Annotated in this window: 22 protein-coding genes and 1 pseudogene; 15 read left to right on the top strand and 8 right to left on the bottom strand. The window is 61.3% G+C overall.

From position 1 onward, the window contains the following. Positions 1-233 precede the first annotated feature (233 nt). The 6 genes from ACR52_RS09825 to ACR52_RS09800 all read left to right on the top strand — a co-directional run bounded on the left by ACR52_RS09825 (position 234) and on the right by ACR52_RS09800 (position 10,812). Complete coding sequence (locus ACR52_RS09825) at positions 234-1,685, top strand: alanine/glycine:cation symporter family protein (RefSeq protein ID WP_048723501.1); 1,452 nt, start codon at positions 234-236, stop codon at positions 1,683-1,685. Positions 1,686-1,771: 86 nt separating this feature from the next. Further along, entirely contained in the window at positions 1,772-2,749 is a 978-nt protein-coding gene (locus ACR52_RS09820; protein WP_048723500.1) for an asparaginase, read from the top strand. A gap of 128 nt (positions 2,750-2,877) precedes the next feature. After that, the gene (locus tag ACR52_RS09815; protein WP_048723498.1) at positions 2,878-7,467 is read left to right on the top strand and encodes a dermonecrotic toxin domain-containing protein; all 4,590 of its coding nucleotides are present in this window, start codon (positions 2,878-2,880) and stop codon (positions 7,465-7,467) included. A 64-nt stretch (positions 7,468-7,531) separates the two neighbouring features. Continuing rightward, entirely contained in the window at positions 7,532-8,524 is a 993-nt protein-coding gene (locus ACR52_RS09810; protein WP_048723496.1) for an AraC family transcriptional regulator, read from the top strand. Positions 8,525-8,689: 165 nt separating this feature from the next. Continuing rightward, on the top strand, positions 8,690-9,724 hold the full coding sequence (locus ACR52_RS09805) for a histone deacetylase family protein (RefSeq protein WP_048723494.1): 1,035 nt from the start codon (positions 8,690-8,692) through the stop codon (positions 9,722-9,724). After that, the gene (locus tag ACR52_RS09800) at positions 9,721-10,812 is read left to right on the top strand and encodes a polyamine ABC transporter substrate-binding protein (RefSeq protein ID WP_048723491.1); all 1,092 of its coding nucleotides are present in this window, start codon (positions 9,721-9,723) and stop codon (positions 10,810-10,812) included. Before ACR52_RS09805 ends, ACR52_RS09800 begins: the two co-directional genes overlap by 4 nt. Before the next feature lie 105 nt (positions 10,813-10,917). Here the strand turns inward: ACR52_RS09800 and pdxR are convergent, their stop codons facing one another. Beyond that, a complete protein-coding gene (gene pdxR / locus ACR52_RS09795) occupies positions 10,918-12,468 on the bottom strand; it encodes a MocR-like pyridoxine biosynthesis transcription factor PdxR (RefSeq protein WP_048723489.1) in 1,551 nt (516 codons plus the stop codon). Between the two features lie 102 nt (positions 12,469-12,570). Here pdxR and ACR52_RS09790 point away from each other — a divergent pair, with 102 nt between their 5' ends. Genes ACR52_RS09790 through ACR52_RS09780 form a run of 3 tightly spaced genes read left to right on the top strand, consistent with a single transcriptional unit; the run spans position 12,571 to position 14,343 of the window. Beyond that, a complete protein-coding gene (locus ACR52_RS09790) occupies positions 12,571-13,209 on the top strand; it encodes an FMN-binding negative transcriptional regulator (protein ID WP_048723487.1) in 639 nt (212 codons plus the stop codon). Next, a complete protein-coding gene (locus ACR52_RS09785; RefSeq protein ID WP_048723484.1) occupies positions 13,206-13,652 on the top strand; it encodes a GNAT family N-acetyltransferase in 447 nt (148 codons plus the stop codon). The genes ACR52_RS09790 and ACR52_RS09785 overlap by 4 nt, the downstream gene beginning before the upstream one ends. 10 nt (positions 13,653-13,662) lie before the next feature. Further along, the gene (locus ACR52_RS09780; RefSeq protein WP_048723482.1) at positions 13,663-14,343 is read left to right on the top strand and encodes a GNAT family N-acetyltransferase; all 681 of its coding nucleotides are present in this window, start codon (positions 13,663-13,665) and stop codon (positions 14,341-14,343) included. Positions 14,344-14,346: 3 nt separating this feature from the next. On the opposite strand, the gene ACR52_RS09775 is transcribed toward ACR52_RS09780, so the two are convergent. Then, a complete protein-coding gene (locus tag ACR52_RS09775; RefSeq protein WP_048723481.1) occupies positions 14,347-15,246 on the bottom strand; it encodes a homocysteine S-methyltransferase family protein in 900 nt (299 codons plus the stop codon). A 113-nt stretch (positions 15,247-15,359) separates the two neighbouring features. On the opposite strand from ACR52_RS09775, the gene ACR52_RS09770 reads away from it, so the two are divergent. Continuing rightward, positions 15,360-16,181 carry an ABC transporter substrate-binding protein gene (locus ACR52_RS09770; RefSeq protein ID WP_048723479.1) on the top strand — a complete coding sequence of 274 codons (822 nt, stop codon included), beginning with the start codon at positions 15,360-15,362 and terminating at the stop codon, positions 16,179-16,181. Beyond that, on the top strand, positions 16,178-17,008 hold the full coding sequence (locus tag ACR52_RS09765) for an amino acid ABC transporter permease (protein WP_048723477.1): 831 nt from the start codon (positions 16,178-16,180) through the stop codon (positions 17,006-17,008). The genes ACR52_RS09770 and ACR52_RS09765 overlap by 4 nt, the downstream gene beginning before the upstream one ends. A 9-nt stretch (positions 17,009-17,017) precedes the next feature. Here the strand turns inward: ACR52_RS09765 and ACR52_RS09760 are convergent, their stop codons facing one another. Both ACR52_RS09760 and ACR52_RS09755 read right to left on the bottom strand, forming a co-directional pair. After that, the gene (locus tag ACR52_RS09760) at positions 17,018-17,290 is read right to left on the bottom strand and encodes a helix-turn-helix domain-containing protein (protein WP_048723475.1); all 273 of its coding nucleotides are present in this window, start codon (positions 17,288-17,290) and stop codon (positions 17,018-17,020) included. After that, positions 17,287-18,621 carry a HipA domain-containing protein gene (locus ACR52_RS09755; RefSeq protein ID WP_048723471.1) on the bottom strand — a complete coding sequence of 445 codons (1,335 nt, stop codon included), beginning with the start codon at positions 18,619-18,621 and terminating at the stop codon, positions 17,287-17,289. The genes ACR52_RS09760 and ACR52_RS09755 overlap by 4 nt, the downstream gene beginning before the upstream one ends. A 189-nt stretch (positions 18,622-18,810) precedes the next feature. On the opposite strand from ACR52_RS09755, the gene ACR52_RS30905 reads away from it, so the two are divergent. The 3 genes from ACR52_RS30905 to ACR52_RS09740 all read left to right on the top strand — a co-directional run bounded on the left by ACR52_RS30905 (position 18,811) and on the right by ACR52_RS09740 (position 21,707). Continuing rightward, on the top strand, positions 18,811-19,080 hold the full coding sequence (locus ACR52_RS30905; protein ID WP_048723469.1) for a hypothetical protein: 270 nt from the start codon (positions 18,811-18,813) through the stop codon (positions 19,078-19,080). 110 nt (positions 19,081-19,190) lie between these two features. After that, positions 19,191-20,456: an autotransporter outer membrane beta-barrel domain-containing protein gene (locus tag ACR52_RS09745; protein ID WP_048723467.1), complete on the top strand. Its 1,266-nt coding sequence runs from the start codon at positions 19,191-19,193 to the stop codon at positions 20,454-20,456. 108 nt (positions 20,457-20,564) lie between these two features. Next, positions 20,565-21,707, top strand: coding sequence for a hypothetical protein (locus ACR52_RS09740; protein ID WP_152687609.1), 1,143 nt, complete (start codon positions 20,565-20,567; stop codon positions 21,705-21,707). Between the two features lie 74 nt (positions 21,708-21,781). Here ACR52_RS09740 and oadA read toward each other — a convergent pair whose 3' ends face one another. Continuing rightward, positions 21,782-23,590 (bottom strand): sodium-extruding oxaloacetate decarboxylase subunit alpha, encoded by a 1,809-nt coding sequence (oadA, locus tag ACR52_RS09735; RefSeq protein WP_048723462.1) that lies wholly within the window; start codon positions 23,588-23,590, stop codon positions 21,782-21,784. An 11-nt stretch (positions 23,591-23,601) separates the two neighbouring features. After that, entirely contained in the window at positions 23,602-25,017 is a 1,416-nt protein-coding gene (locus ACR52_RS09730) for an acetyl-CoA carboxylase biotin carboxylase subunit (RefSeq protein WP_048723460.1), read from the bottom strand. A 194-nt stretch (positions 25,018-25,211) separates the two neighbouring features. On the opposite strand from ACR52_RS09730, the gene ACR52_RS09725 reads away from it, so the two are divergent. After that, on the top strand, positions 25,212-26,186 hold the full coding sequence (locus tag ACR52_RS09725) for a LysR family transcriptional regulator (protein ID WP_048723458.1): 975 nt from the start codon (positions 25,212-25,214) through the stop codon (positions 26,184-26,186). Here ACR52_RS09725 and ACR52_RS31175 read toward each other — a convergent pair. Continuing rightward, positions 26,116-26,313, bottom strand: a complete 198-nt coding sequence (locus tag ACR52_RS31175; RefSeq protein ID WP_082143123.1) for a PA3496 family putative envelope integrity protein — start codon at positions 26,311-26,313, stop codon at positions 26,116-26,118. The two genes, ACR52_RS09725 and ACR52_RS31175, sit on opposite strands and share 71 nt — an antisense overlap. A 328-nt stretch (positions 26,314-26,641) precedes the next feature. Further along, positions 26,642-26,799 (bottom strand): annotated as a pseudogene (locus ACR52_RS09720) (transcriptional regulator); the annotation flags it as partial.

The following is a 26,799-nucleotide window of genomic DNA, read 5'->3' as shown; positions in this document are numbered from 1 at the left end:
GTGGCTGAAACCTTTAATCAGCCCGGGCAGACGGATCACGTTCGCCTAGGTATAGTGCCGCCCCTCTTCGCGTCTGCGGCTCTCGGTAACGAGGCCCGGGTACCACGCGAAAGCGCATGAATAACAACACCCGCAAAAGGATTGGGGTCGAACTGCCGCGCACTGCCTGGTGCTATGCGGTGAGGTCGCGCCATCCTGCGTTTGCCATTAGAAAAATCAGCGAGGAACACTCCATGCTCGAAGTCATCAACGACTTCCTCTCAGGGAAAGTACTGATCGTGCTCATTGTCGGGCTCGGCGGTTATTTCACGATCCGCTCGCGTTTCGTTCAATTGCGTCACTTTTTCCACATGTTCTCGGTGTTTCGCGACAGCCTGAAGAGCAGCGCCGGCCAACTCAGTTCGTTCCAGGCGCTGATGCTCAGCCTGGCCGGGCGTGTGGGTGCCGGTAACATTGCCGGTGTTGGTATTGCCGTGACCCTGGGCGGCCCCGGTGCCGTGTTCTGGATGTGGGTCACCGCCTTGGTGGGCATGTCTTCGAGCTTTATCGAATGCTCCCTCGGCCAGCTGTACAAGCGTACCGATGCTGAAGGCACCTACCGTGGCGGCCCGGCCTATTACATCCAGCACGGCCTGCAAAAACGCTGGCTGGGTATGGTCATGGCGTTCCTGTTGCTGGTGACCTTCGGCTTCGCGTTCAACGGCCTGCAAGCTCATGCCGTGACCCACTCGCTGAACAACGCCTTCGGCCTCGACACCACCTACACCGGCCTGGCGCTGGCGGTATTGCTGGGCCTGGTGTTCATCGGCGGGATCAAGCGCATCGCCTCGATCGCCGACCTGCTGGTGCCGGTCAAGACCCTGGTCTACATCGCCGTGACCCTCTATGTGATCGTGCTGCAGTTCGACCACGTACCTGCCATGCTCGCGACCATCGTCAAGAGCGCGTTCGGCCTCGACCCAGCCTTCGGCGGCCTGGTGGGCAGCGCGATTATCATGGGTGTGAAGCGCGGCGTGTTCGCCAACGAAGCCGGTTTGGGCAGTGCGCCTAACGTGGCGGCGGTGGCGGCGGTAGAACACCCGATCGCCCAAGGCGTGGTGCAAGCGTTCAGCGTGTTCCTCGACACCTTCGTGATCTGCACCTGCACCGCGTTGCTGATCCTGCTTTCCGGCTTCTACACCCCGGGCTTTGAAGGCGACGGCATTGCCCTGACCCAGAACTCCCTGGCAGCGGTAGTGGGCGACTGGGGCCGCATGTTCATCTCGGTGGCCCTGGCGTTGTTCGTGTTCACCTCGATCATGTACAACTACTACCTCGGCGAGAGCAACCTGCGCTTTTTGGTCGGCAACAACCGCAAGGTGCTGATCGGCTACCGCGCCCTGGTGCTGGTGCTGATTTTCTGGGGTTCGATCGAGAACCTCGGCACCGTGTTCGCCTTTGCCGACATCACCATGACCATGCTCGCCTTCGTCAACCTGTTCGCCCTGGCGTTCCTGTTCAAGATCGCCATGCGCATCCTGAACGACTACGACAACCAGCGCGCGGCGGGCATCAAGACCCCGGTGTTCGATTCCAGCCAGTTCCCTGACCTTGACCTGGACCGCAAGGCCTGGCCGGCCAATCCGGTGAAGCCTGAGCCAGCAACTCAAGCATCGGCTGAACTGAACGCTCAAGCGCAACGCTAAGCGTAGTAAGCCTAGATAGATGACACGCCGCCCGGCCTTGGGCATTCTCTGGGCCCGGCGGCGTTTTTCGTTCAGGAGAATTCTCGATGTCCAAAGCTAACAACATCATGGTGCTCTACACCGGCGGCACCATCGGCATGCAGGCCAGCGCCAACGGCCTGGCGCCCGCATCCGGCTTCGAAGCGCGCATGCGCGAACAGCTTGCCGATGCGCAAGTGCCCGCCTGGCGCTTCCGCGAAATGTCCCCGCTGATCGACAGCGCCAACATGACCCCGGCCTACTGGCAGCGCCTGCGCACCGCCGTGGTGGAAGCTGTAGATGAAGGCTGCGATGCGGTGCTGATCCTGCACGGCACCGACACCCTGGCCTACAGCGCGGCGGCCATGAGCTTCCAACTGCTCGGCCTGCCGGCGCCGGTGGTGTTCACCGGCTCGATGCTCCCCGCCGGCGTGCCGGACAGCGATGCCTGGGAAAACGTCAGCGGCGCGCTGGTAGCGCTGGGCGAAGGCCTGGCACCCGGCGTGCATCTGTACTTCCACGGTGCGCTGATGGCGCCGACTCGCTGCGCGAAAATTCGCAGCTACGGTCGCAATCCCTTTGCCGCCTTGCAACGCACCGGCGGCGCAGCCAAGGCGGATAACCTTCCCGCCGCGCTGGATTACCGCCACGACAAGGCCCCGGCCAATGTCGGCGTGCTGCCGCTGGTACCGGGCATCGCCGCCGCGCAGCTGGATGCGTTGATCGACAGCGGCCTGCAGGCGCTGGTGCTGGAATGCTTCGGCAGCGGCACCGGGCCAAGCGATAATCCGGCGTTCCTCGCCAGCCTCCAGCGCGCGCAGGATCAAAGCGTGGTGGTGGTCGCGATCACCCAATGCCATGAAGGCGGCGTGGAACTGGACGTGTACGAAGCCGGCAGCCGTCTGCGCGGCGTCGGCGTGCTGTCCGGTGGCGGCATGACCCGTGAAGCCGTGTTCGGTAAGTTGCAGGCCCTGTTCGGTGCCGGCCTCGCGACCAACGAAGTCCGCCGCCTGGTGGAACTGGACCTGTGCGGTGAGCTGGCCTGAATCGCACCGCAAAACCTGAGTAAAAAAACCGGCCAACTACATAGTTAGCCTCCTTCCTGCCTTGCCGCTTTCTAGCATGCCGAAGCTGTTCTTCCGGCAGCGTCCATGAAATGGCAAGGCAGGAACCCATGAGTCAACAAACGTCTACCCCCCAGCACAGCACCACCGATACGCTGATCACTCAACTCTGCGTCGGCCCCGCATTCAGGGAAGCAGCCAGCGCATTGCTGCGGCGCTCGTTGCAAGAACTCTACCCGGAGCAGGGCATCGACCCGGACATCGCCATGGTCGGCACACCGGCGTGGGACGTTGTCGACGACGAAATCGTCGCCAGCCCCACCGGGTACCAACACCTTACCGACATCCTCACCAACCAGGCCGTCTCGGGCGAACCCACGCTCTATATCGAAGGCGTACACTTCCTCGTTCAGCAGAAAAACCAGCAACCCTCTGCCCACCTGCCTGTGCGCATCACGCAAATCGCCACCCTGATCAACCTGCTGGCGCCCCTGATGCTCACCGCCTATCAGGAACAACAAGTGGCGTTCTGGAACGCCAGCAATGGCAATTCCGGCCCCCACTGGCAAGCCCTGTCCAGCACGCTGCGGTCGCTGTGGAATGTAACCCGTGTCGAAGGGTGGGACGAGCAGGACTGTGCCATGGCCCGCACGCTGTACGCCGCGCCTGAACTGACGCGCCGCCAGGTCGGCGACGACTTCGCCAGCCGCGCCTACCTGGTGGACGTTGATCAGGTCGACGGCGCAACCGTCACCCACTTTGGCGTGCTGTCGATCGCCGTGCTGATCGGCAGCTATGAAGGGGAGACCCATATCCTCACCTACTCGCTGCTCAACGGTTACGAAAAGTTCACCTCGCTGGAGCAACTGGGCCAGAGCTTGCCCGACCACCTCAACCGCCATTCGCGCCCCCATATCCAGTGGCGGCTGTTCGAACCCACCGGGCATTTTTTCGAACACCAGGCTTGCACGGTAATTGCCCAACAGCTCGCCTTCATTGGGGAAATCGACTTTCAGCAACTGAGACGCACCGACCCCAGCGAGTCCTCACTCAATCTGCCACCGGCCACCAAAGAGCTGGTGGGTGAAAAGCAACCCGACCTCACACCCTATCTCAACGCCCTCCCTTCTTGGCTGACGTCCGCCTCCACTACCGACATGAGTCTCTACGCACGCTATCTGAAAGACCTCGCCGCCCTACACAGCCTCAACGCCGGCAAGTCCTATGACGACGACATCCCGCACATCCAAACCTATGCGCTGGACAAGCTGCGCGCCGAAATGCTCAAGGAGCACACCGACGCGGCGAACCTGCGCTTGGATAACATCGAGGTTCAGGTGCGCAGCCTGATTGTCTGGGGCAGTTTCACCGTGCCGGGCAAAGTAGACACCACCACCTTCAGCCTGGCCGACCTGGCCCTGCAAAACCTGATCAGCCTGCCCCTCGGCGACAAAAGTATTCGCCTGCGCAACGGCGGCGCCCTGCCTGAGTGGCTAACCGTGGCGTACATCGAAACCCTGATCCGCCGGGTGGACATCGGCAAACACTATCCGGCCCTGGCCAAAAGCAAGTTGCTCGACAACCCCCTCGAATCCACCCGCCGCCAGGGCCTGTACAGCAGCCATTTACGTATCCAACTGCCGCTGCAGGCGTTGCAATACAAAATTAACCAACAAGCCGGGGTCGACGAGCTGGGATATCGCTACGTCGCTGCCGTACTAGCGCCAGAGACGACGGACCGCCAGGTCGATGGGCACAGCATCGTCCTTCGCCCCCTGGCCTTCGCACCGAAAAACCGCAGCGCAGGCACGCAAGACGTGGTGGCCAACATATTTGTGATTGGCCCCCAAGACCAGAGCGCCGGGCCCTGCCTGTTGTATCGCCCGATGGCAGAGCTGCAACTGCTGCAATACCCGTCACCGGCCGACCTGCTGTATGCGATCCGCCAATCGCAACATCTGCGCGACTCGGTCCTGGCCTGGCTGCCGGACAGCGTGCGCGACGACTATGCCCGCTACGCGTTCCCCGGCGAACTGCCCTCGCCCTGGGCGGTCGTGGAGCTGCTGGTGGACCCGGTCAAACTCTATACGATGAGCGGCCCCATGGACCTGGGCACGCAAGTGCTCAGCGGTGACCTGCCCGGCGAGCTGTTCAAGGCCAACGCCAACGCGCTGATCACGCTGGCGGACCGTCAGTCGGCGTCGAACGCCGAAAGCCGCTGGGCGTCGTTCAAGCAGGCGGGCTGGCTGATATTTAACGCGGCACTGCCGTTTTTGGGCCGAACCGTGAACACCGCCGCCTGGATCTGGCAGATCCTGGATCAACTGCAAGCGGTTACCGACGCACAGCAGCAGAAGGACAAACCGGCTGAATGGTCCGCTCTGGCGGGGTTGTTACTCAACCTGGGCATGTTTCTGACCCTGCACATCGCCAGCCGCAACGCGCCGTCAGACCCCCGCTTGACCAAGGAAGAGCCCGCCCCGAAACCTCCCGCCGAGCCCGAGGTGATCGCCAAGCCCGTGACGGTCAAACAGCTGGCCAACCTGTCGGCACCTGAACTGCCCGGCAATCACCCGCATGCACTGCACACGCTTGCCGCGATCAATCGCAGTGCCAACGACTTGGGCAGTCTGCTGGACAGTTTCAAAGTCGAAAACCCGGGGGTGCGCAACAAAGCCTCGTCGCGCACCGGCCCCCAACGTCACCTCTACCCGCTACTCGGTAAATGGTACGCACAAGTCGGTGAGCGCTGGTTCGAAGTGACGGTGGACGAGAATGACGAAGTGCAGATCGCCGATTCCAAGCAACCCATGCGCAACGGCCCCTTTCTGATCGGCAATCTCAAGGGCGAGTGGTTCATCGATACCCGGCTGCGCCTGCGTGGCGGCGGCTCAAAAAGCCTGGAGCGCAGAGCCAGGGCTGAAGCCGACCGCAAGGCAAGCCAACTGCGCAGCCCGATCACCACCTTTGAGCAACAGAAAAAAACCGCCCAGGAAACCCTGCAAAAAGCTCATCAAGCATTGGTTGACGCCCCGTCCACCTCGGCCCAGGCCGCGCAAAGGGCCTACCTCAATCAACTGGATGTCCAGCGCACGGACTACGAAACAGCCCTGCAAAACCTGAAAAAGTTAAATGTGGTTGCCCCAACGCCTGACTACCTGCACCGCGCCGTGGGGTATATCAAAGCTCAACTGAACCTCAGCTGGACCGGCCTCAACGAGGTGCTGAAAGCCTTTACTCCCAAATTACGCACAACCCTGGACCACATCGCGAAGCAGGCCGTCAATGCACACGTGCGGAACATCCCCGATGCGCTCGAAATGAGCGAAACGCTGCGCGGCATGGTTGGGCGCCTGGATTACTTCGAAACGCGATTCAACGAACTGCGTGACCTGCCCGGCGAAGGCCTGCGCCTGATAAAGGACACCAAAAGCCTGCTACCCGCCTACAGCAGCGGCGACCTCAAGGCTTTGCAAGTCACCCTGGCCCGCAACCTGTGCCTGCGCGAAAACACCACCCTCAGCGCACCGCTGGCGTGGACGGCCATCGACCATATCGTCGATGCCTGCGACATTGCCATCCAGGCCCTGCGCGACACCTTGAGCGAGTACACAGACAAGCGGATCGACGAACAGATCGAGACCCTGAGCAGCCTGATCGAACAGTTCACGGTGCTGGGCGAGCGTCTGCAGGACTTCCCCACTGAGTTCCCCAGCGTCTCGCAGGCGGTACCCCTGACCCACCTGCGCGACCATCTCGGCGAGTACACACACCGGGCCAGTGTTCACCTTGCGCAATTAGCCGGCCGACGCAGCACGCTGAGAGCCACCCCCAGCCTGCCGCCCACACCTCCACGCCCGCAGAAAAAATTCATCCGCACCCGTTACCACGGCATGGTGGTGGGAGAGCCGCAATTGTCCGCCACGGGCCAGGACACCGGGCTGGTGGATGTTCGCTCGCCCCTGTCCAACACCGTGGTGGCCACGTTTCACGAGAAACCGGACGGCTTTTGGGTGCAGCGGGCCAGGAGCGAACAAGCGGTGAGCACACCCATCGACCTGCAAACCAGCGTGGATGCAGGGCAGGAACTGCTCGACGGCTTACAGGACTTCAAACAACGGGTCACCGGGCTGGCCAATCAAGCCCAGCGCACGCCCATCGGCATCGAGTACCTGTACCATCAACACGCCCAGCGCCTGGAGCAAGCCACGCGCAGTATCGAGGAAGCCCTGACCCAGAAGAACCTCGCGCAAGACGACGTGACCCTGGCCAGCACCGTCAAAAAGTCACTCAGCGAAGCCGCCACCACCCTCTATCAACAATCCATCGATAACGTGCTGAGAATGACCCAGCAGCACCCGCCCACCCCCTCCGGCGTACAATGGCTCAAGGCCCGCAATGCGATAACCATCAAAAAAACCGTCAGCCGACGGCGCGTCAAGTCCGCCAAACCGGATTACCTCGACGAGTACACCATCACCGAGCGCAGCACCCATAAGGTGCTGTGGTATGCACACTTCCACTACTCAGCCGACTGGACAACACCCAGGTCGTTTATCAACGCGCGCCTCAAGACACCGCAGGAGCACAGCCTGGGTGCGGCGGCCGACACCACCAAGGGCCTGAACAGCGCACAACGCGTGGCGTTCCACCGCAGCGAGATCAACGAGAGTCAGGCCCGAACCTATTTTTTAAACTGACCTGACGCAGGGTCGACGGCACACAACTTGCTCCCTGACTGCACCTGAAACGTTGGAGCCGTCGATGCTGCACGCTCATCTCACCACCCTCAATGCCGTGTCGCTGGTGCTCAAAACCTTCAAGACTGAAGGCCTGCCCAGCGAGGCCTTACTCGCGGGCAGTGGCATCTGCGCAGCGGACTTGAGCCGTGCCGACACGCGCATCACCACCAATCAGGAAATGCGCGTGTGCGCCAATGCCGTGGCGCTGCGTCGTGATGTTGGCCTCGAACTGGGCCAACAGATGCATGTATCGGCCTACGGCATGCTCGGTTACGCCCTGCTGACCAGTGCCACCTTCGGTGACGCTCTACGCTTGGCGCTGCGTTATCCGGCGCTGCTGGGAACACTTTTCGAGCTGAGTCTTGAGGAGGACGGTGAGCGCCTCTGGTTCACCGCCAGTGACTACCGTGAAAACCCAGCGCTTGAGATGTTCAACGTCGAACTGTGCCTGGCATCGCTCAAGGTGATCTGCGACGACCTGCTCAGCCAGCCCCTGCCGCTGCTCGCCGCGCGCTTTGAACACAGCGCGCCGGATTATCACGCGCGCTACAGCGAATGCTTCGCCTGCCCGCTGCACTTTGAAGCCAGCGCCAACGCGTTCGCCTTCGACAAGCGCTGGCTGGACCAACCGCTGCCGCTGGCCGACGCGGTCACGCACCAGGCCATGGCCGAGCGTTGCCGCAAACAGAACCTGGAGTTCACCGGACGTCAGGCGTGGCTGGGCAGGATTCGCCAGTTGCTCATCGCCCAACTCAACGCCGCGCCCGGCCTGGAAGGCTTGGCCGCGCAGATGAACTGTTCGGCGCGTACCTTGCGCCGGCACCTGCATGACCTGGGCTGCAGCTATCAGGAACTACTCGACGAGCTGCGCTTCGAGCGGGCCAAGCAGCTGCTGGCTGAGGACCAGTGGCCAATCTACCGGATTGCCGAGCAGTTGGGCTTCAGTGAGACCGCGAGTTTTCGCCATGCGTTTGTGCGGTGGAGCGGTGTGGCGCCCAGTCAGTTTCGTCCTTGACCTGCACTGCGGTGATGCCATCGCGAGCAAGCCTGCTCCCACATGGGGCGAATTGCGGACAGAGAATTTGGCCGTATTAATCCCCTTTTGGCCGCTCCTGCCGTTCTCATAAACCGCGCCCGCCGCAAGACTGCATCCACCGATACAGCCTGCGGAGAACAAAAAATGCTGACGATCTACTCGGACGATCACCACCTGCACCACGGCCGCTGTGAACTGATGGACGGGCAACTGATGCCCTGCTTTGAGATGCCCTCACGCGCCGACCACGTACTGCAACGGGTCAAGGACCGCGAACTGGGCCCGGTCCACGCCCCGCAGGACTTCGGCCTGACACCCCTGCAACGTATCCACAGCCGCGACTACCTCGATTTCTTCCAGGGCGCCTGGCAACGCTGCACCGCATTCAACCAGAACGGCGACCTGCTGCCCTATACCTGGCCCGCCCGCACCTTGCGCCGCGTATTGCCCACCAGCCTGCACGGCCAACTGGGTTACTACAGCTTCGACGGCGGCGCCCCGATCACCGCCGGCACCTGGCAAGCGGCCTACAGTGCAGCGCAAGTTGCCCTCACCGCCCAGGCTGCAATCCAACAGGGTGCCTACAGTGCCTTCGCCCTGTGTCGACCGCCGGGACACCACGCCGCCAGTGATTTGATGGGCGGTTATTGCTACCTCAACAACGCCGCCATCGCAGCCCAGGCCTTCCTCGACCAGGGCCACAAAAAAGTCGCGATCCTTGATGTGGATTACCACCACGGCAACGGCACCCAGTCGATTTTCTATGAGCGCAGCGACGTGCTGTTTACCTCGATCCACGGCCACCCCGAGGCGGAGTTTCCGTTTTTCCTGGGCTATGCCGACGAGTTGGGCGACGGCGCCGGGGAAGGCTTCAACTTCAATTACCCACTGCCGGCAGGCGCAGGCTGGGAGCGCTGGAGCGCAGCGCTGGAAGAGGCCTGCACAGAGATTGAGTGCTACGGCACCGACATCATCGTCGTGTCCCTGGGCGTGGACACGTTCAAGGACGACCCCATCTCACAATTCAAACTCGACAGCCCGGACTACCTGGCGATGGGTGCTCGCATCGCCCGCCTGGGCAAACCGACGCTGTTTGTGATGGAAGGCGGTTACGCAGTGGAAGAAATCGGCATCAATGCCGTCAACGTTCTCGAAGGTTTTGAGGGGTCCATCCAATGAACATGCTCAAGTCGCTCGTCCTCTGCGCGGCCGTTATCGGCGGTGCGGCCCACGCCGAAGAGAAAACCCTGCGGGTCTACAACTGGTTCGACTACATCACGCCCAAGGCGCTGGAAGACTTCAAGGCGCAGCACCCGCAGGTCAAACTGGTGTACGACATCTTCGACACCAACGAAGCCCTGGAAGCCAAGCTGCTCACCGGCAACTCCGGCTATGACGTGGTGGTGCCGTCCAATGTGTTCCTCGCCAAGCAGATCGAAGCCAGCGTGTTCCAGCCTCTGGACCGCAGCCAGCTGCCGAACTGGAACCACCTCGATCCCAAGCTGATGAAGCTGATCGAAGCCAACGACCCCGGCAATAAATTCGCCGTGCCCTACATGTACGGCACCATCCTGATCGGCTTCAACCCGGACAAGGTCAAGGCCGCGCTGGGCGCCGATGCGCCGGTGGACAGCTGGGACCTGATCTTCAAGGAAGAGAACATCAGCAAACTCAAGCAATGCGGCGTCGCGCTGCTGGATTCACCGTCCGAGATCCTGCCCCTGGCCCTGCAATACCTCGGCCTGGACCCCAACAGCAGCAACCCCAAGGACTATGTAAAAGCCGAAGCGCTGCTGATGAAGATCCGCCCCTACATCACCTACTTTCATTCCTCCAAGTACATGGCCGATATCGCCAACGGTGACATCTGCGTCGCCGTCGGTTACTCCGGCAGCTTCTCCCAGGCCGCCAACCGCGCCAAGGAAGCCAAGAACGGCGTGACCGTGGACATGCGCCTGCCCAAAGAGGGCGCGCCGATCTGGTTCGACATGCTCGCCATTCCCAAGGGCGCAAAGAACCCGCAGGACGCCTACACCTTTATCAACTACCTGCTGCAACCGCAGGTGATCGCGCCGATCAGCGACTTTGTCGGTTACCCCAACCCCAACAAGGACGCCACCGAGCAGGTTGATCCGTCGATTCGCAACAACCCCAACCTGTACCCGACCGAGGCGGCGATGGCCACGCTCTACACGTTGAAGCCCCTGGGCCGTGACGCCGAGCGCGCCAGGACGCGGGCCTGGACCAAGATCAAGTCGGGTACCTGAATAACACCTCCCGAAGGGGCCGCCCCCTAACGTGGTCGAGGTCTTGAGCGGCATTCAGCAGCCACCCTCACCGGACCGGAGGAGACATGCACCACGGCCCGTCGACTAACCTCTCCAGGCTTTACGCAACCGCGTCAGCGCCTGGCTGATCGCCGCCTCGGGCACTGCGGCAAACCCCAGCACCAACCCGGCGCGCTGATCGGGTGAAGTGCTGGAGTCGGGCAGCCAATAATGGCTCAGGCCATTGACCTCGACCGCAACAGTGCGGGCCTGTGCCACCAATTGCTGCTCACGGGCGAGGCTCTCCACCCGTACGGTGAGGTGCAGGCCTGCCGCCACATTCGGCAGGCTGCCCACGCCCGGTAACTCGCTTGGCCAGCCACTCAGCAGCGCGTCACGCCGGCTGAGCGCGGCGCGGCGCATGCGCCGGATATGCCGCTGAAAGTGCCCCGCCGCCATGAACTCCGCCATCACGGCCTGGGTGCTGATCTCCGAGTGCCGTACATCCACGGCGCGACGCTGGGCGAACACGTCCACCAGCGCAGGCGGCAACACCAGGTAGCCCAGGCGCAGCGCCGGGAAGGCGACTTTGCCGAAGGTGCCCACATACAACACGCGCCCGCTGCGATCCAACGCCGCCAGCGGGGACAGCGGCGCGCCGCTGTAGCGGTACTCGCCGTCATAGTCGTCCTCGATGATCCAGCCACCGCTGCGCTCGGCCCAGGCCAGCAACTCCAGGCGCCGAGCCAGGCTCATGACCACGCCCAACGGGTACTGATGGGACGGGGTGACATAGGCCAGGCGACAATCCTTGAGACGGTTCAACACGTTGCAGTCGATGCCCTCCGCGTCTACCGCCACGCCATGCAAACGGCCACCGGCGAGCGCGAAGGCATGGCCGGCTGCGCGGTACCCCGGATTTTCAATCGCCACGCCATCGCCGGGCGCCACCAGCAGCTGTGCACAAAGGCTAATCGCCTGCTGCGCGCCACTGGTGATCACAATTTGCTCAGCGGTGCATTGCATCCCACGCGAACTGCGCAAATAGGCGGCGATCAGCCCGCGCAATCGCGGGTCTCCTGCGGGGTGGCCGTAACACAGCAGTTCGAAGTCGGGCTTGCGCCAGAAAGCCGCATTCAGCTTGGCCCACACGTCAAACGGGAACAGATCAAACGCCGGAACCCCCACCCTAAAGGCCCGCGGTGGGCCCGTGGGTGGCAGGGGCAAATGGTTGTTTTCAAGACGCTCGATGGCGGCGCTGTGGATAACTTTGTCGGACGAAATACCGTCCTTATTTGCTGATTTTGTGGATAACCCTGGGGATAAGACTGTTGAAAACCCTGTGGACAGTTTTGTGGATAGTTTTTTTGCCGGCGCCAGGGTTTGTGGCAATTGCGCCACATAGGTCCCGTCGCCTACCCGCGCCTCGATAAAACCTTCGGCATACAACTGGTCATACGCGCGTACCACACTGTTGCGGGAAATCCCCAGTGCGGCGGCCAGGTCGCGACTGGCCGGCAGCCGCGTACCGCTGACCAGGCGACCGTCGAGCACGCGCTGGCGCAGCGCCTGGTACAGCTGACGCGTCAAGCCCTGGCGGCGATCCAGTTCAATGCCGGCGGGGTTGAACGACAGCGGCGGCGCTAACGGGGACATGGCACTCGCTCCAACATTGGACCTATGAAATAAGCCATTGATGGCTCTTACAACGGACCATTAGCCTGCCTAGGATGCAGGCATTCGCCAAGGAATATTTTCATGTACACACCGCGCGCCTTTGCCCTCGACGATTTGCCCGAACTCCATCAACTGATCCAGCACACCCGCCTGGCGCAGTTGGTGACCGTGAGTGAGCAAGGCCTGCTGGCCAGCCACTTGCCGCTGCTGCTCAACCCGGATGAGGGCCCTAACGGCATGCTCTACGGGCACCTGGCCAAGGCCAATCCCCAGTGGCGAGACCTGCAAAACGGCAGCGAAGCGCTGGTGATTTTTGCCGGCGCCGAAGCCTACATCAGCCCGGCGTTCTACCCGGCCAAGGCCGAGCACGGCAAAGTGGTGCCCACCTGGAACTACCTGGCGGTGCATGCCTACGGCAAGGCCGAGGTGTTTACCGACGCAAAGCGCCTGCTCAGCGTGGTCAGCGCCCTCACCGACCGCCACGAAGGTAGCCGCGCCCAGCCATGGAAAGTCAGCGACGCGCCGGCCGACTACATTGAAGGCATGCTCAAGGCCATTGTCGGTTTTTCCCTGCCGATCGAACGCCTGATCGGCAAACGCAAACTCAGCCAGAACCGCAGCCCGGCAGACATCGCCGGCGTGCGCGAGAGCCTGGCCACCAGCCTCGATGTGCGTGACCAGACCCTCGCCCGCTTTATTCCTCAAGGAGCTTCAGAATGAGCCAGATCGACATCCGCCAGGTCACCGCCGCCGACCACGCCGCCTGGCTGCCCTTGTGGCACGCGTATTTGACGTTCTACAACACCGAGTTGCCGGACGCCGTCAGCCAGAGCACCTGGCAACGCCTGATCGACGCCAACGAGCCGACCCATTCCGCCCTGGCCTGGCAGGACGGCAAGGCGGTGGGCATGGTCAACTTCATCTATCACCGTTCCAATTGGAGCATCGAGAACTCCTGCTACCTGCAGGACCTGCTGGTCGACCCGGCCCAACGCGGCACCGGGGTTGGCCGCAAACTGATCGAATTCGTCTACGCCACGGCCAAGGCCGACGGTTGCTGCAAGGTTCATTGGCTGACCCACGAAACCAACGCCACCGCGATCCAGCTGTATGAACGCATCGCCGAACGCCCGGGTTTCATCCAATTTCGCAAAGGTCTTTAAGGAGCGCAGCATGTCCACTTCCCTCGCCGACTGGAAAGGCGTCCCGGCGCCTACCGCGCAACTGCTCGAAGGGCGTTTTATCCGCCTGGAAAAACTCGACACGGCCCGCCACGCGGACGGCCTCTGGCAAGCCCTGGAAGGCCCCGGTGCCGACCCCAAGCTGTGGGACTATTTGCCGTACGGCCCGTTTGCCGACCGCGCCGCTTTCGATGTTTGGCTTAACAAACATGCCCGCAACAGCGACCCGTATTTCTTCAGCGTGATCGACCGCGCCAGCGGCGACGTGCAAGGCATCTTCAGCCTGATGTCGATCTTCCCCGAGCATGGCCGCATCGAAATCGGCCACGTCACCTTCGGCGCCTCAATGCAGCGCTCGCCGAAAAGCACCGAGGCGGTGTACCTGCTCGCCAAGTACGCGTTCGACCAAGGCAACCGACGGCTGGAATGGAAGTGCAACAACGCCAATGGCCGCTCCAAGTACGCGGCGGAGCGGTTGGGCTTCAGTTTTGAAGGGGTGTTCCGCCAGCATATGGTGGTCAAGGGGAATAACCGGGATACCGCGTGGTACTCGATTCTCGACTCGGAATGGCCGGCGATTGGGGCGGGGTTTGAGGCGTGGTTGTCGGAGGCCAACCAGGCCGATGACGGGCAGGTGAAAAGCCTGGCGCAGTGCCGCCGCCAGGCGCTTTAAGCCTTAACGCAGCTTCTGGGCCAGCACCGCAATGTGCTCTGGCCCGATCCCGCAGCAACCGCCCAAGTGGCTGGCGCCCCGAGCCTGCCAATCGGCGGCCCAATGCAGGTAACCCGGCGGGTCGAGATCCTCGCGCAGCGGGTCCAGGCCATCGTTGGCTGTGGCCTCCTTGGGTTGCGGCGGGAAAGCGTTGGCGTAGGCACCGATCTGAATCGCCACCCCCAGGCGCTCGAAGGTTTGGCGCGCCGTATCAATGGCCGCGCCAATCACTTCCGGCTGGCTGCAGTTGAACAGCAACACCTGCACCCCCAACTGCGCCGCCGCTTCTGCCGCGTCTGCCACCGGCTCGCCGGAGCGCAGGCGTGGCACCTCGTCGGTGTCTTCGTCTTTCAAAGTAAACGACAACCAGAACGGTTTGCCGTCCTTCGGCAGGCCGGCATGAATGGCGCGTGCCTCGACAATCGAGCTCTGGGTTTCCGCCAGCCACAGGTCGACATGAGGCGCCAGGCCGTTCACCAGCGGGGTCAGCAGTTCGGTGACCCGATCCGCCTCAAACAAATCCGGCCGATAAGAACCAAACAGCGGCGGCAATGAGCCCGCCACACGTACCGTCCGGCCTGAAGCCTGCACCGCACGCCGCGCCAACTCCCCGGCCAGCGCTGCCAGCGCTTGGCCCTCGGCGGCAAACCGCGCCTCGCCAATATGAAACGGTACAACGGCGTAGCTGTTGCTGGTGATCACAGTGGCGCCGCTCTCGATGTAAGCCGCATGCACCGCCTCCACCGCCTGCGGCGCTTCGCTCAAAGCCAATGCCGACCACTCCGGCTGCCTGAACGGCGCGCCTCGGCGTTGCAGTTCGCGGCCCATGCCACCATCGAGGATTACTGCGTTTACTGCGGCCATATGCTTTTTACTCATAAGCTTATGAAAATAACTCACTATCAGAGTCGTTCTTATAACTATTTAATGCGTACCATCAGGTTAATAACAACCTCTTTTTTATTCGGGTGTCGATTGTGAAATGTAAACCGCTGCTGGCCTTGGGCCTGACGATTCTGGCTGCCTCTACCCAAGCCTTCGGCGGCGCGACCCTCGACCGCGTGGAACACAAGAAAGAACTGGTGGGGGTGCTGATGGAAAGCTACCCGCCATTCTCGTTCCTCAATGAGCAGAACCAACTCGACGGTTTCGACGTCGACGTGGCCAAGGCGGTGGCGCAAAAGCTCGGCGTGAAGCTGCGCCTGGAAACGCCGTCCTGGGACGTGATTGCCGCAGGCCGCTGGAGCGGGCGCTATGACATTTGCATCTGCTCCATGACCCCGAGCAAGGCCCGCGCCGAGGTGTTTGACTTCCCGGTTGAGTATTACGCCTCGCCAGCGGTGATCGTGGTGAATGCCAAGGATGACCGCATCCACGGCGCCAAGGACCTGAGCGGCAAAAAAGTCGGCCTCACCAGCGCTTCCAGCTATGAAAGCTACCTGAACAAAAACCTGGTGATCGAAGGCGCTGAAGACACGCAGTTGCAGTACCCGTTCGAGGACGTGCAGATCGCACCGTACGACACCGATAACGTCGCCTTCCAGGACCTGGGCCTGGGCGCCGGCGTGCGCCTGGACGCGATCCTTACTAACCTGGTCACCGCCCAACCGCGCCTGACTCAGGACAAACGCTTCAAGCTCGCCGGCGAGCCGCTGTACTCCGAGCCCAACTCGGTGGCGATCGAAAAAGGCGACCCGCAGTGGGACGCCAAGGTGCGCGAAGTCTTTGCCCAGCTGAAACAGGACGGCACCTTGAGCACGCTGTCGCAAAAATGGATCGGCGCCGACATCAGCCAATGACCGCGTTCCCCACACCTCCCAAGCCGCCGATGAGCGCATCGCGGCTACAGCGACTGTTTGGCTTTCGCACGCGCCTGTACCTGACCTGGGCCGCACTGTTTTGCCTGTTCGCCAGCTTCTTCCTGAGCTTTGACCTGAAGTTTTCGATCATCCTCGACAAGCTGCCCAACCTGGTGGGCGTGCACCTGGCGCCCAACGGGTTTCTGCAAGGCGCGGCGTTGACGCTGTTTTTGTGCCTGTGTTCGATGCTGGCGTCGTCGGTACTGGGTTTTGTTACCGCGCTGGGACGCCTGTCGCAAAGCGCCGTGGCCTTCGGCATCGCCAGTTTTTACGCCTCGTTCTTTCGCGGCACACCGTTGTTGATCCAGATCCTGCTGATCTACCTCGGCCTGCCCCAACTCGGCCTGGTACCGGGCGCCATCGTCGCCGGGATCATCGCGCTGTCATTGAACTACGGCGCCTACCTGAGCGAAATCTTCCGCGCCGGCATCCTCGGCGTGCCCCACGGCCAACGCGAAGCGGCCCTGGCCCTGGGCATGCGCGACAGCGCGATCTTCTGGCACATCACCCTGCTCCAGGCCATGCGCACCATCATTCCGCCCGCCACCAACCAGTTCATTTCCATGCTCAAGGACTCGTCCCTGATCTCGGTGATGGGCGTGTGGGAAGTGATGTTCCTGGCGCAGTCTTACGGCCGATCGAGCTATCGGTACATCGAAATGCTCACCACAGCGGCGATCATTTACTGGGTGATGTCCCTCGGGCTGGAACTGATCCAGGCACGCATGGAGCGGTATTACGGCAAGGGGCATGTGCGGCGCGGATGACGGTCAGCGTCACTTGCGGCGCACCTTGACCACGCCCATCTGCAAGCCGAAGGGACGGAACACCGCATTCAGCGACTTCAGCGTCTGATTGCCCTCGCCATGTTCGATATGCACCAGGGTACGCACGGAGATTTTGCACATTTTGGCGAACTGGCTTTGGTGCAGGCCGGTGACTTCGGTGCGCAGGCGGCGTACGGCGTCGCCTATTTCAAGCGAGCCGTCAGTTAACCCTTGTTCAATGCTCTCGATTAACAAGGCACGAGCATCCATGCTAGTGGTCATCTCAGCCCCCACTCTTGGAGGCGCAGGTCCAATTTTCCCAGCGGAATGTGACGATGATTCAGGGTGACTGAAGGTATGCCGCCAGCGACCAAAATGTCCGGCAAAGCTCGCAGATGGTCGGCGTCTTTTCGTAAGCGCTCGAAAGCCTCCTCTGGGTCAACAATCCCTGCGAGCGCATCACATACGCCCCGCCAATTTATCGCCCCCCCCGCCTCCAATGGCTCGGGCCACCTGGTTGTTCGAACAATTCCCTCAGCGTCCATGACCATTGGAGCCAAATCGTAAATTGGCGCCAGGCGCAAAGACGATTGCCCTCGGATTACCGACGTGTTGCGACCGTGGTTATCCGAATTACCCAACACCTTGTTGAGCAAGTCTCGTCGCAAATACTCCGCTACAAGATCAGCCACCTGATCCTTCTGCCCGACAACGATCCATTGACTGACTAAAAGCTGGATCACCTCTACATGCGACATTTCAGCGCCCGGAATAAGCACGTTCGCCATTGAGTAGATTGATTCGACAGCCAATCTCTCGACACCTCGCTCCGTCACCTTGCGATCAAACCGGTGCATCCACAGACTGGGCTTCTCCGCCTCTTCCAGTGCAAGCCCCTGAGCGGCAACTGTTTCTATCCCAAGGCTCTGAAGAGCCTTGTAGTAGTGAAATTCACTTCTGAGGATATCTTGGTCGGTCTGTGTAGCCTTGTTACGCGCGAACTTGATGAACCAATGCTGGATAACGTCAGCGTCATCCAATATGGCATCCGGATACAGGAGGCCCTTGCCATCTTCAGCCATCAGTAATTTCGGAGCCTCGCCACCGGCCCCACTTGCACCACCAATTGCTGCCCCTCGCTCGTAGGCATAATCCAAAAAAGCATGGTCCCGAATAACCACTTCCTGTCGGGAAAAGCCAATAGGGTTTCCGGCACCTAACGCCTCGGCGGACTCTTTTATGCGCATGTTGCCTATAGGTGCTGGCGTGCTATGCCCTAGCAAGAAAAGATCAGAGTCGACGTCATCTGGCTTTTTACGGCCAACGCGAGCCATGAGAAAACGCTTCGCAGCGCCTGCCGGCGCGATATCGTGCAAAAAGGCAGGTGCTGCCTTGAGAAAATTAATCTCCCAATCCAGCGGATACCTTGCACTCACCGCCTTGGAAAACGGCAGTTGAAGGTCTTCCAGGTTTTCGACGAGATACCCGCTCTTGTAAGCAAACTTACAGGCACCCTTGAACCCCTTTTGCGGCTCGAGAAACTCCAGGCCCATAGCGTCATGCCAATCGCCGGCGACAAAGACCTGGAGCGTCATTTGATAGGGAGTGTTCATTTGCAATTTAATGCACCCACAGGGAAGTTTTAACGGTACTTACGCAATATAGTGCATTCACGGGTGAGCCTGGGGTTAAATTTACGCATTAAAATGCATATATATCGAGATCGGTGATCGAAAAACGCAATAAAGTGCAGATAACCTAGGCCATCATCTCCCCATCGCCTCGCGCTCGCCATCATTTTATTGGCCAGCATCGGCTTCGTCGAAGCGGCCCAGGCCCCATCGAAAACCCTGCAGATCGACACCCCAACCACCACCGGGCAAACCCTGGGCGGCAGTGATTCGTTGACCACGTCGGCGCCCGGCAGCATCACCACGCCCGGCGTGGCGGTGGGCCTCAAGGACGGCACCATCAGCGACAGCAACAGCCTGGCCCTGGATATGGGTGGCGACGAGCTCCGCAGCAACAGCCGCAGCCACGCCTTGATCGGCCAATGGCAGATGAGTTTTTAATCGCCCTCGACTCAGCGATAACTCCCGCAAACCAGGGGGCGATAGCCTGACAGTTATCGCCCCGCCATCCCGCTAAATTCCCGGCCTCATACATCAGAGGTTGGGATTTCATGCCCTTTACACACCGTAGACTCTCACTGTTCATGGCCATTGCGATCAGTGCCATCAGCCTTCAACACGCGCATGCGCTCGGCGATATCGAATACACGCCGTACACCTTTGAACCCTCTGTGCCCGAGGTCGAAGTGGCCTCTATCGACGGTTACCTCACCCCGCTGGCCACCACCCACAACGGCCTGCAAGTCGCCAAGGTCCTGGACCCCGTGCTGAACCGCTTACTGGAATCCGGCGAGCTGACCTCCGAGCAGATCAAGGCGCTGGAAAAATACGCTGACGAGCTTGCCCAGCGGCCCGGCGGAATCGGCGCGGCCCTCGAACAATTGGCCGGCAGCCAGAATGCCAACCTGGCCGCCGCCACCCAAAACACCGCCCAGCTCCTCAGCAATCAATTGCTCTCGACCCTGCGCACACTGCCCTCCGACGACGAAGGCCACTTCTGGGTGCAAGGCCTGGGCAACGATGGCCGCCTCGACAAACAAGGCGGCAGCGCCGGCTTGAAATACGGCACCCAAGGCTTGCTGATGGGCGCCGACTGGGCGCTGGACCACGCCTGGCGTGTCGGGGTGATGGGCGGCAAATCCACCAGCCACTTTGATGCCCAACGCTTCGCCGCCGACCTCGACAGCTGGCACCTGGGCGGTTACGCCGTGCGCCAGGACGGCCCACTCGGCTTACGCCTGGGGGCGATCTACAGCAGCCATGCCGGGCAGAACAAACGCAGCATCGACATGCCGGGTTACAAGGAACAGCTCAAAGGCGATTACAACGCACAAAGCCAGACCGCCTTCGCGGAAGCGGCCTATCAACTGGGCTATACGGCATTAAACGCTGAGCCATTCGCCAGCCTCGGCTACCAGCGCTACCAACGCGGCAGCTTCAAAGAGAAAGGTGGCCTAGCGGCGCTGAATGTGGGCACGCAAACCCAGCAAAACCTCAGCACTACGTTCGGCCTTCGCCTGAATACGCTGTTCAGGTTCGACAACCAAATGAGCCTGACGCCCCACCTGAGCGCGGGTTGGAAACACCTTTATGGCGCAGTGGACAGCCAGGTCCGACAGTCTTATCGGTATGCGCCAGGGCTCATCAATGAGTTCTCCATCAACGGCACCGCACTGGACCGCGATAGCGTCAATGTGCAGACGGGGCTGGACCTTGCCCTGTCGACGCAACACACCGTAGGCCTCACCTACACCGGCGATTACGGCACCCAAAGCCGTAGCCAGGGCCTGATGGCACAGTGGCAAACTCGCTTCTAATCGCAGCAAACTGAGGAAGTTTCTCGCTCACCATGGGCGGTAATCCTGACAGTCGCGGGCTACGTTACTGGCTACATTCCGGTCTCCTACACACGTGAGGCCGGAACCATGTCTTCGATATTCCCGTACATTCCTTCCGTCGGCGCCCTGATCGGGGATGGCATACGCGCAATGGCGCAAACCACTTCGCAAGCGCCCACCCCTCCCCCCACGCACTTACCACCCCGCGATGCGCCAGCCAATCAGAACGATATCGCCACCGCGCTGAAAGGGGTCTTTGACGGACAGCCAGAGGTCACAACCCATGCCAGGTTCAGCTCGGTGTCCATCACCCTGAACAATGGCAAGGGCCTGGATATCGACAACGCCGCAAAACTGATCTCGTCTACCCCACCTACGGGTGTAGCGACTTCTTTGCGCGGCATTGAGATCCTCAACAGCGCAACCGCAAAGACTGTCGGTGAGAAAAACGGGCTCGCCAGCTCCGGCCTGGTACCGGTGTGGCTGGAAAACCACGGCAGCATCACCGGCAAAAACGGTGCGGGCGTGAAGCTGGACGGTCAACAGGATGACGAAGTGATCAATGCGGGCCTGATCGCCGGCAGCCAGGGGTTGGCATTGGACTTGGGCGGCGGTAATGACGTGCTGATCGTCAAAAACGGTGGCCGCTTCGAGGGTTCGGTTGACGGCGGCAGCGGCACCAACCAAGTCATCCTCGACGATACCCAGGGCGGCCACTTCGACGGTGCCAGTCAGATGCAGCACCTGTGGGTGAGCAGCGGCACCTGGACCCTCACCGGCGCAGTAGCTGCCAACCAGCAAGGTTCGGTCTACAGCGGCGCTACGTTGATCAATCAAAGCAAAATCGGCGGCTCCATGACCGTCGAGCCCGGCGCTACCTACTCCGGCGGCACGGTCACCAACCTAGACGTCGCGGGCACGCTGCAACTGGACCCTGCCGCGCACATCGAAAATGACCTGCGCATGCAAAAGGGCTCGACCCTGGCGTTCAGCCTCAATCCTTTGAAGGTCGGCAATACCGCCCATCTAGACGGCGCCACGCTGAGCATCCAGATAGACAACGAAAACGACCCGCGCCTCTCGCAGCCCCTGTCCATCATTGACGCCAAACAGATCGACGGCCAATTTGCCGGCGTCACCAGCAACCTGAAAACCCTGACTCCGGAACTGACCTACAGCCCTGGCGGCGTCTTCGTCACCTTCAAACGCAACGAACCCACCGTCGCCTGATCATCAAATCGCGGGCGAAAAAAAGGGGGGCACCTGCCCCCCCGAGGATTAAACGGTAGTGTCGAAGGCTAGGATCAGCCTTCGATTTCAATCAGGATTTCGCCCGGATTGACCCGGTCGCCCTTGGCTACATGAACAGCGGTCACTCTGCCGGCGATCGCTGCCTGCACTTCGGTTTCCATCTTCATGGCTTCGGTAATCAGCACAGCCTGGCCGGCCTTGACCATGTCGCCTTCCTTGACCAGCACGTCGACGATATTGCCCGGCATTGCCGTGCTGACATGGCCCGGCTCCGTGGCCTGCTTGCGCTTGCTGCTGCCGCCGCCGACAAACTCGTTGAGCGGTTCGAACACCACTTCTTCCGGCATGCCGTCGATGGACAGGTAGAAGTGCCGCTTGCCTTCGGCCTTCACGCCGACACCGGTGATATCCACGCGGTAGCTTTCGCCGTGCACGTCGATGACGAACTCGGTCGGTACGCCTTCGCCACCGGCACGCACTACGCCGCCGGCTTCTGGAATCGGCAACAGCACTTCAGGCGCCAGGGTGCCGGCATCGCGTTCTTCGAGGAACTTGCGGCCGATGTCCGGGAACATGGCGTAGGTCAGCACGTCTTCTTCAGACTTGGCCAACGCGCCGATTTCGCCGCGCAACTTGGTCATTTCCGGCTTGAGCAAGTCGGCTGGGCGTATGTCGATCACCTCTTCACTACCGATGGCCTGACGACGCAGTTTCTCGTTCACCGTGCCCGGCGCCTTGCCGTAGCCGCCTTGCAGGTAAAGCTTCACTTCGTTGGTGATGGTCTTGTAGCGCTCACCGGCCAGCACGTTGAAAAACGCCTGGGTGCCGACGATTTGCGACGTCGGGGTGACCAGCGGCGGGAAGCCGAGGTCTTCACGCACCCGCGGGATTTCGGCGAGCACTTCGCTCATGCGGTTGAGTGCGCCCTGCTCTTTCAGCTGGTTGGCCAGGTTGGAAATCATCCCGCCCGGTACCTGGTTGACTTGCACACGGGTGTCGACAGCGGTGAATTCGCTTTCGAACTGGTGGTACTTCTTGCGCACGGCGTAGAAGTACAGGCCGATCTCTTGCAGCAGTTCCAGGTTCAGGCCGGTGTCGAATTCGCTGCCTTTAAGGGCGGCGACCATCGACTCGGTACCGGGGTGGCTGGTGCCCCAGGCGAAGCTGGAGATCGCGGTGTCGATGTGGTCGGCACCGTTTTCGATGGCCTTGAGTTGGCACATCGCGGCCAAACCGGCAGTGTCATGCGAGTGAATGAACACCGGCAGGCTCTGCTCGGTTTTCAGCGCCTTGACCAGTTCGCCGGTGGCGTACGGGGTCAGCAGGCCGGCCATGTCCTTGATCGCTACCGAGTCGCAACCCATGGACTCCATTTGCTTGGCCTGGGCCACAAACGCGTCGATGGTGTGCACTGGGCTTGTGGTGTAGGCGATGGTGCCCTGGGCGTGTTTGCCGGCAGCCTTGACCGCTTCGATGGCCACGCGCAGGTTACGTACGTCGTTCATCGCGTCGAAGATGCGGAACACGTCGATGCCGTTAACGGCGGCCTTGGCGACGAAGGCTTTGACCACGTCGTCGCTGTAGTGGCGGTAGCCCAGCAGGTTCTGGCCGCGCAGCAACATTTGCAAGCGGGTGTTGGGCAACGCGGCGCGCAGTTGGCGCAGGCGCTCCCACGGGTCTTCTTTCAGGAAGCGCACGCAGGCATCAAAGGTCGCGCCGCCCCAGACTTCCAGGGACCAGTAGCCGACTTTGTCGAGCTTGTCGCAGATCGGCAGCATGTCCTCGGTGCGCATGCGGGTCGCCAGCAACGATTGGTGAGCGTCGCGCAGGATGGTGTCGGTGACAAAAATTTTCTTGGACATTGTTCTATTCCTCACAGGCCTGCGTGGGCGGCGATGGCGGCGGCGATGGCCAGGGCCAGCTCTTCGGGTTTGCGCTTGATCGAGTAGTTGGTCAGCTCAGGGTGGCTTTCCACAAAGCTTGTATTAAATTGGCCGCTGCGGAATTCCGGGTTGCGCAGGATTTCCTGGTAGTAGGCGGCAGTGGTCTTCACGCCTTGCAGGCGCATGTCGTCCAGGGCACGCAGGCCGCGGTCCATGGCTTCTTCCCAGGTCAACGCCCACACCACCAGTTTCAGGCACATGGAGTCGTAGAACGGCGGGATGGTGTAGCCGGTATAGATCGCCGTGTCGGTACGCACGCCGGGGCCGCCGGGCGCGTAGTAACGGGTGATCTTGCCGAAGCTCGGCAGGAAGTTGTTCTTCGGGTCTTCGGCGTTGATACGGAACTGCAACGCAAAACCACGGTGCTGGATATCTTCCTGCTTCACCGACAGCGGTAGCCCCGAGGCGATGCGAATCTGCTCGCGGACGATGTCGATCCCGGTGATTTCTTCGGTGATGGTGTGTTCCACCTGCACCCGGGTGTTCATCTCCATGAAGTACACCTCGCCCTCGGCGAGCAGGAACTCCACGGTGCCGGCGTTCTCGTAACCCACCGCCTTGGCCGCGCGCACCGACAGGTCGCCGATGTAGGCGCGCTGTTCAGGGGTCAGCTGGGGGCTTGGGGCGATTTCGATGAGCTTCTGGTTGCGGCGCTGGATCGAGCAGTCGCGCTCGAACAAATGCACCACGTTGCCGAAGCTGTCACCGAGGATCTGCGCCTCAATGTGCTTGGGATTGACGATGCATTTTTCCAGGAACACTTCCGCCGAACCGAACGCCTTGGTGGCTTCGGAAATGACGCGGGGGAAGGCTTGTTCGAGTTCTTCGCGGCTGTTGCAACGGCGGATACCACGACCGCCACCACCGGAGGTGGCCTTGAGCATCACCGGGTAACCAATGCGGTCGCCTTCGATGAGCGCTTCGGCGATATCGGCGACGTTGCCTTCAGTGCCGGGGGTAACCGGCACGCCGGCCTTGATCATGCTGCGGCGGGCTTCGGTCTTGTCGCCCATGCGACGAATCACTTCAGCCGACGGGCCAATGAACTTGATCCCACGTTCGGCGCAGATATCCGCCAGCTCGGCGTTTTCCGACAGGAAACCGTAGCCGGGGTGCAGCGCGTCACAACCGGTTTCCACGGCGAGGTTCACCAGCTTGCGCGGGTTCAGGTAACCGGCCAGGGACTCGGCACCAATACTGTGGGCTTCGTCGGCACGCTTGACGTGCAACGCATGGCGGTCGGCGTCCGAGTAAACCGCGACCGAGCGAATGCCCATCTCGGCGCAGGCACGCACGATTCGTACGGCAATCTCACCACGGTTGGCGATCAGGATCTTTTTTATCACTTGGAAATTCCCTTGAGCCGATTGCTGCGTTCTTCGACCCGCTGGAGCCGGGTCGGCGCGTGACCAAATGTTTCAAGCCAGTCGCAAACACACACTAAGCCCGTGGAGGGATTAACAAAAATCAATAATTATTGGGACGTGCATAAGTAAAGACTTATAGTTGGCCGGACGGCCTGGAGCGAGAGGATGTAAAAATGCGTAAGTCATTGATGCGACTGACATTGCGTCAATTGCAGATCTTCCATGAGGTCTGCGATTTGCGCTCCTACAGCCGCGCAGCTGAGGAAATGTCTCTCACACAGCCGGCTGTCAGCCTACAAATTCGCCAGCTGGAAGACCTGATCGGCCAGCCTCTTTTCGATTACGTCGGCAAAAAGCTCTACATGACTGAGGCCGCCGAAGCCCTGCAAAGGGCGAGTCGGGATATTTTCGGGCGCCTGGAAAACCTCGATATGCAGCTGTCGGACATGCAGGGCTCGCTGCAGGGCCAGCTGAAACTGGCGGTGGAATCCAGCGCCAAGTACTTCGTGCCGCACCTGTTTGCCGCCTTCAAGCGCCAGCACCCGGAGGTGCAGCTGAACCTCACGGTGGTCAACCGCGCCCAGGTGATTCGCAGGCTCTCCGACAACCGCGATGACCTGGTGATCATGTCCATGGTGCCCCAGGACATGGGCCTGGAATTCCTGCCGTTTCTCAACAACCCGATCGTCGCCGTGGCGCCACCGGATCACCCCTTGAGCCTGCAAGGGCCGCTGCGCCTGCAAGACCTTGAGCCTTACACCCTGGTAATACGCGAACCGGGTTCCGGCACGCGGCTGGCCTGCGAGGAGTACTTCAAGGAGAAACGCGTGCACTTCACCCAGACCGTGGAAGCGGCCTCGGCCGAGGCGCAGCGTGAGTGCGTGAACGCAGGGTTGGGCCTTGCCTTGCTGACGCGCCACGCGGTCAACCTGGACCTGGCCACCGGCGGGCTCAAAGAGCTGCCGGTGGAGGAACTGCCGCTGTACCGCAGTTGGTGCCTGGTGCAAGCCAAGGCCAAACGCCTGTCACCGGTGGCCCATGCGTTCCTGGGTTTTATCCGCAGCGAGCGGGTGCAGATCAGCGCGCTGGCTGAGCGCTTCGCTGGGCAGCCAAGGGTGCCTGCCAGTGGAGTTCCGGGTAGTCAGTGATGCTCTGGAGCAATTGGCGCTGGTCGCAGCGGTCTTCAATTGCGCGCCGGAACGCCATGCGGCGCTGGTCTTCCTGCTGACGACGGGTCTTGACGGAGCTGTTGCTGTCTTCAAAGTGCCGGGCCATTTGGAGTCTCCCAATGCGATTACGGGGAGTTCAGGATGGGCGTGGGGGATGACGGTTTGGCGGCGCGGGGGTTACAGGACGATGAATATTGTCTGTTGGGTGAGGGGGCTTGTTGTGCTGATTGGGGCTTTCTGTGGCGAGGGGGCTTGTCCCCCGTTGGGCTGCGAAGCCGCCCCAATAAGACCACCTCGGTGCGTCTGGCATACCGCGTTGGCAGGTTTTAGGGCCGCTTCGCAGCCCAACGGGGGACAAGCCCCCTCGCCACAGAAAGCCCGCTCACCACAACAAGCCTCCTCACCAAAGAAAGCCCGCCAGCCACAATCCAAGATCAGTCGTCGAGGGCTTTGACGGACTTGGGCGACAACCGAAGGCTGCGCAAGCTGCGCTTCACGCTCTTGAGGTGGTTAACCAGGCTCGGCCCGCGCGCCATGGCCACGCCCATCGCCAACACGTCGATCACCACCAGGTGGGCGATGCGCGAAGTCA

Origin of the sequence: Pseudomonas fildesensis, from assembly GCF_001050345.1 — a bacterium.
Taxonomy (GTDB): domain Bacteria; phylum Pseudomonadota; class Gammaproteobacteria; order Pseudomonadales; family Pseudomonadaceae; genus Aquipseudomonas; species Aquipseudomonas fildesensis.
This window is presented reverse-complemented; position numbering and strand designations above follow the sequence as displayed.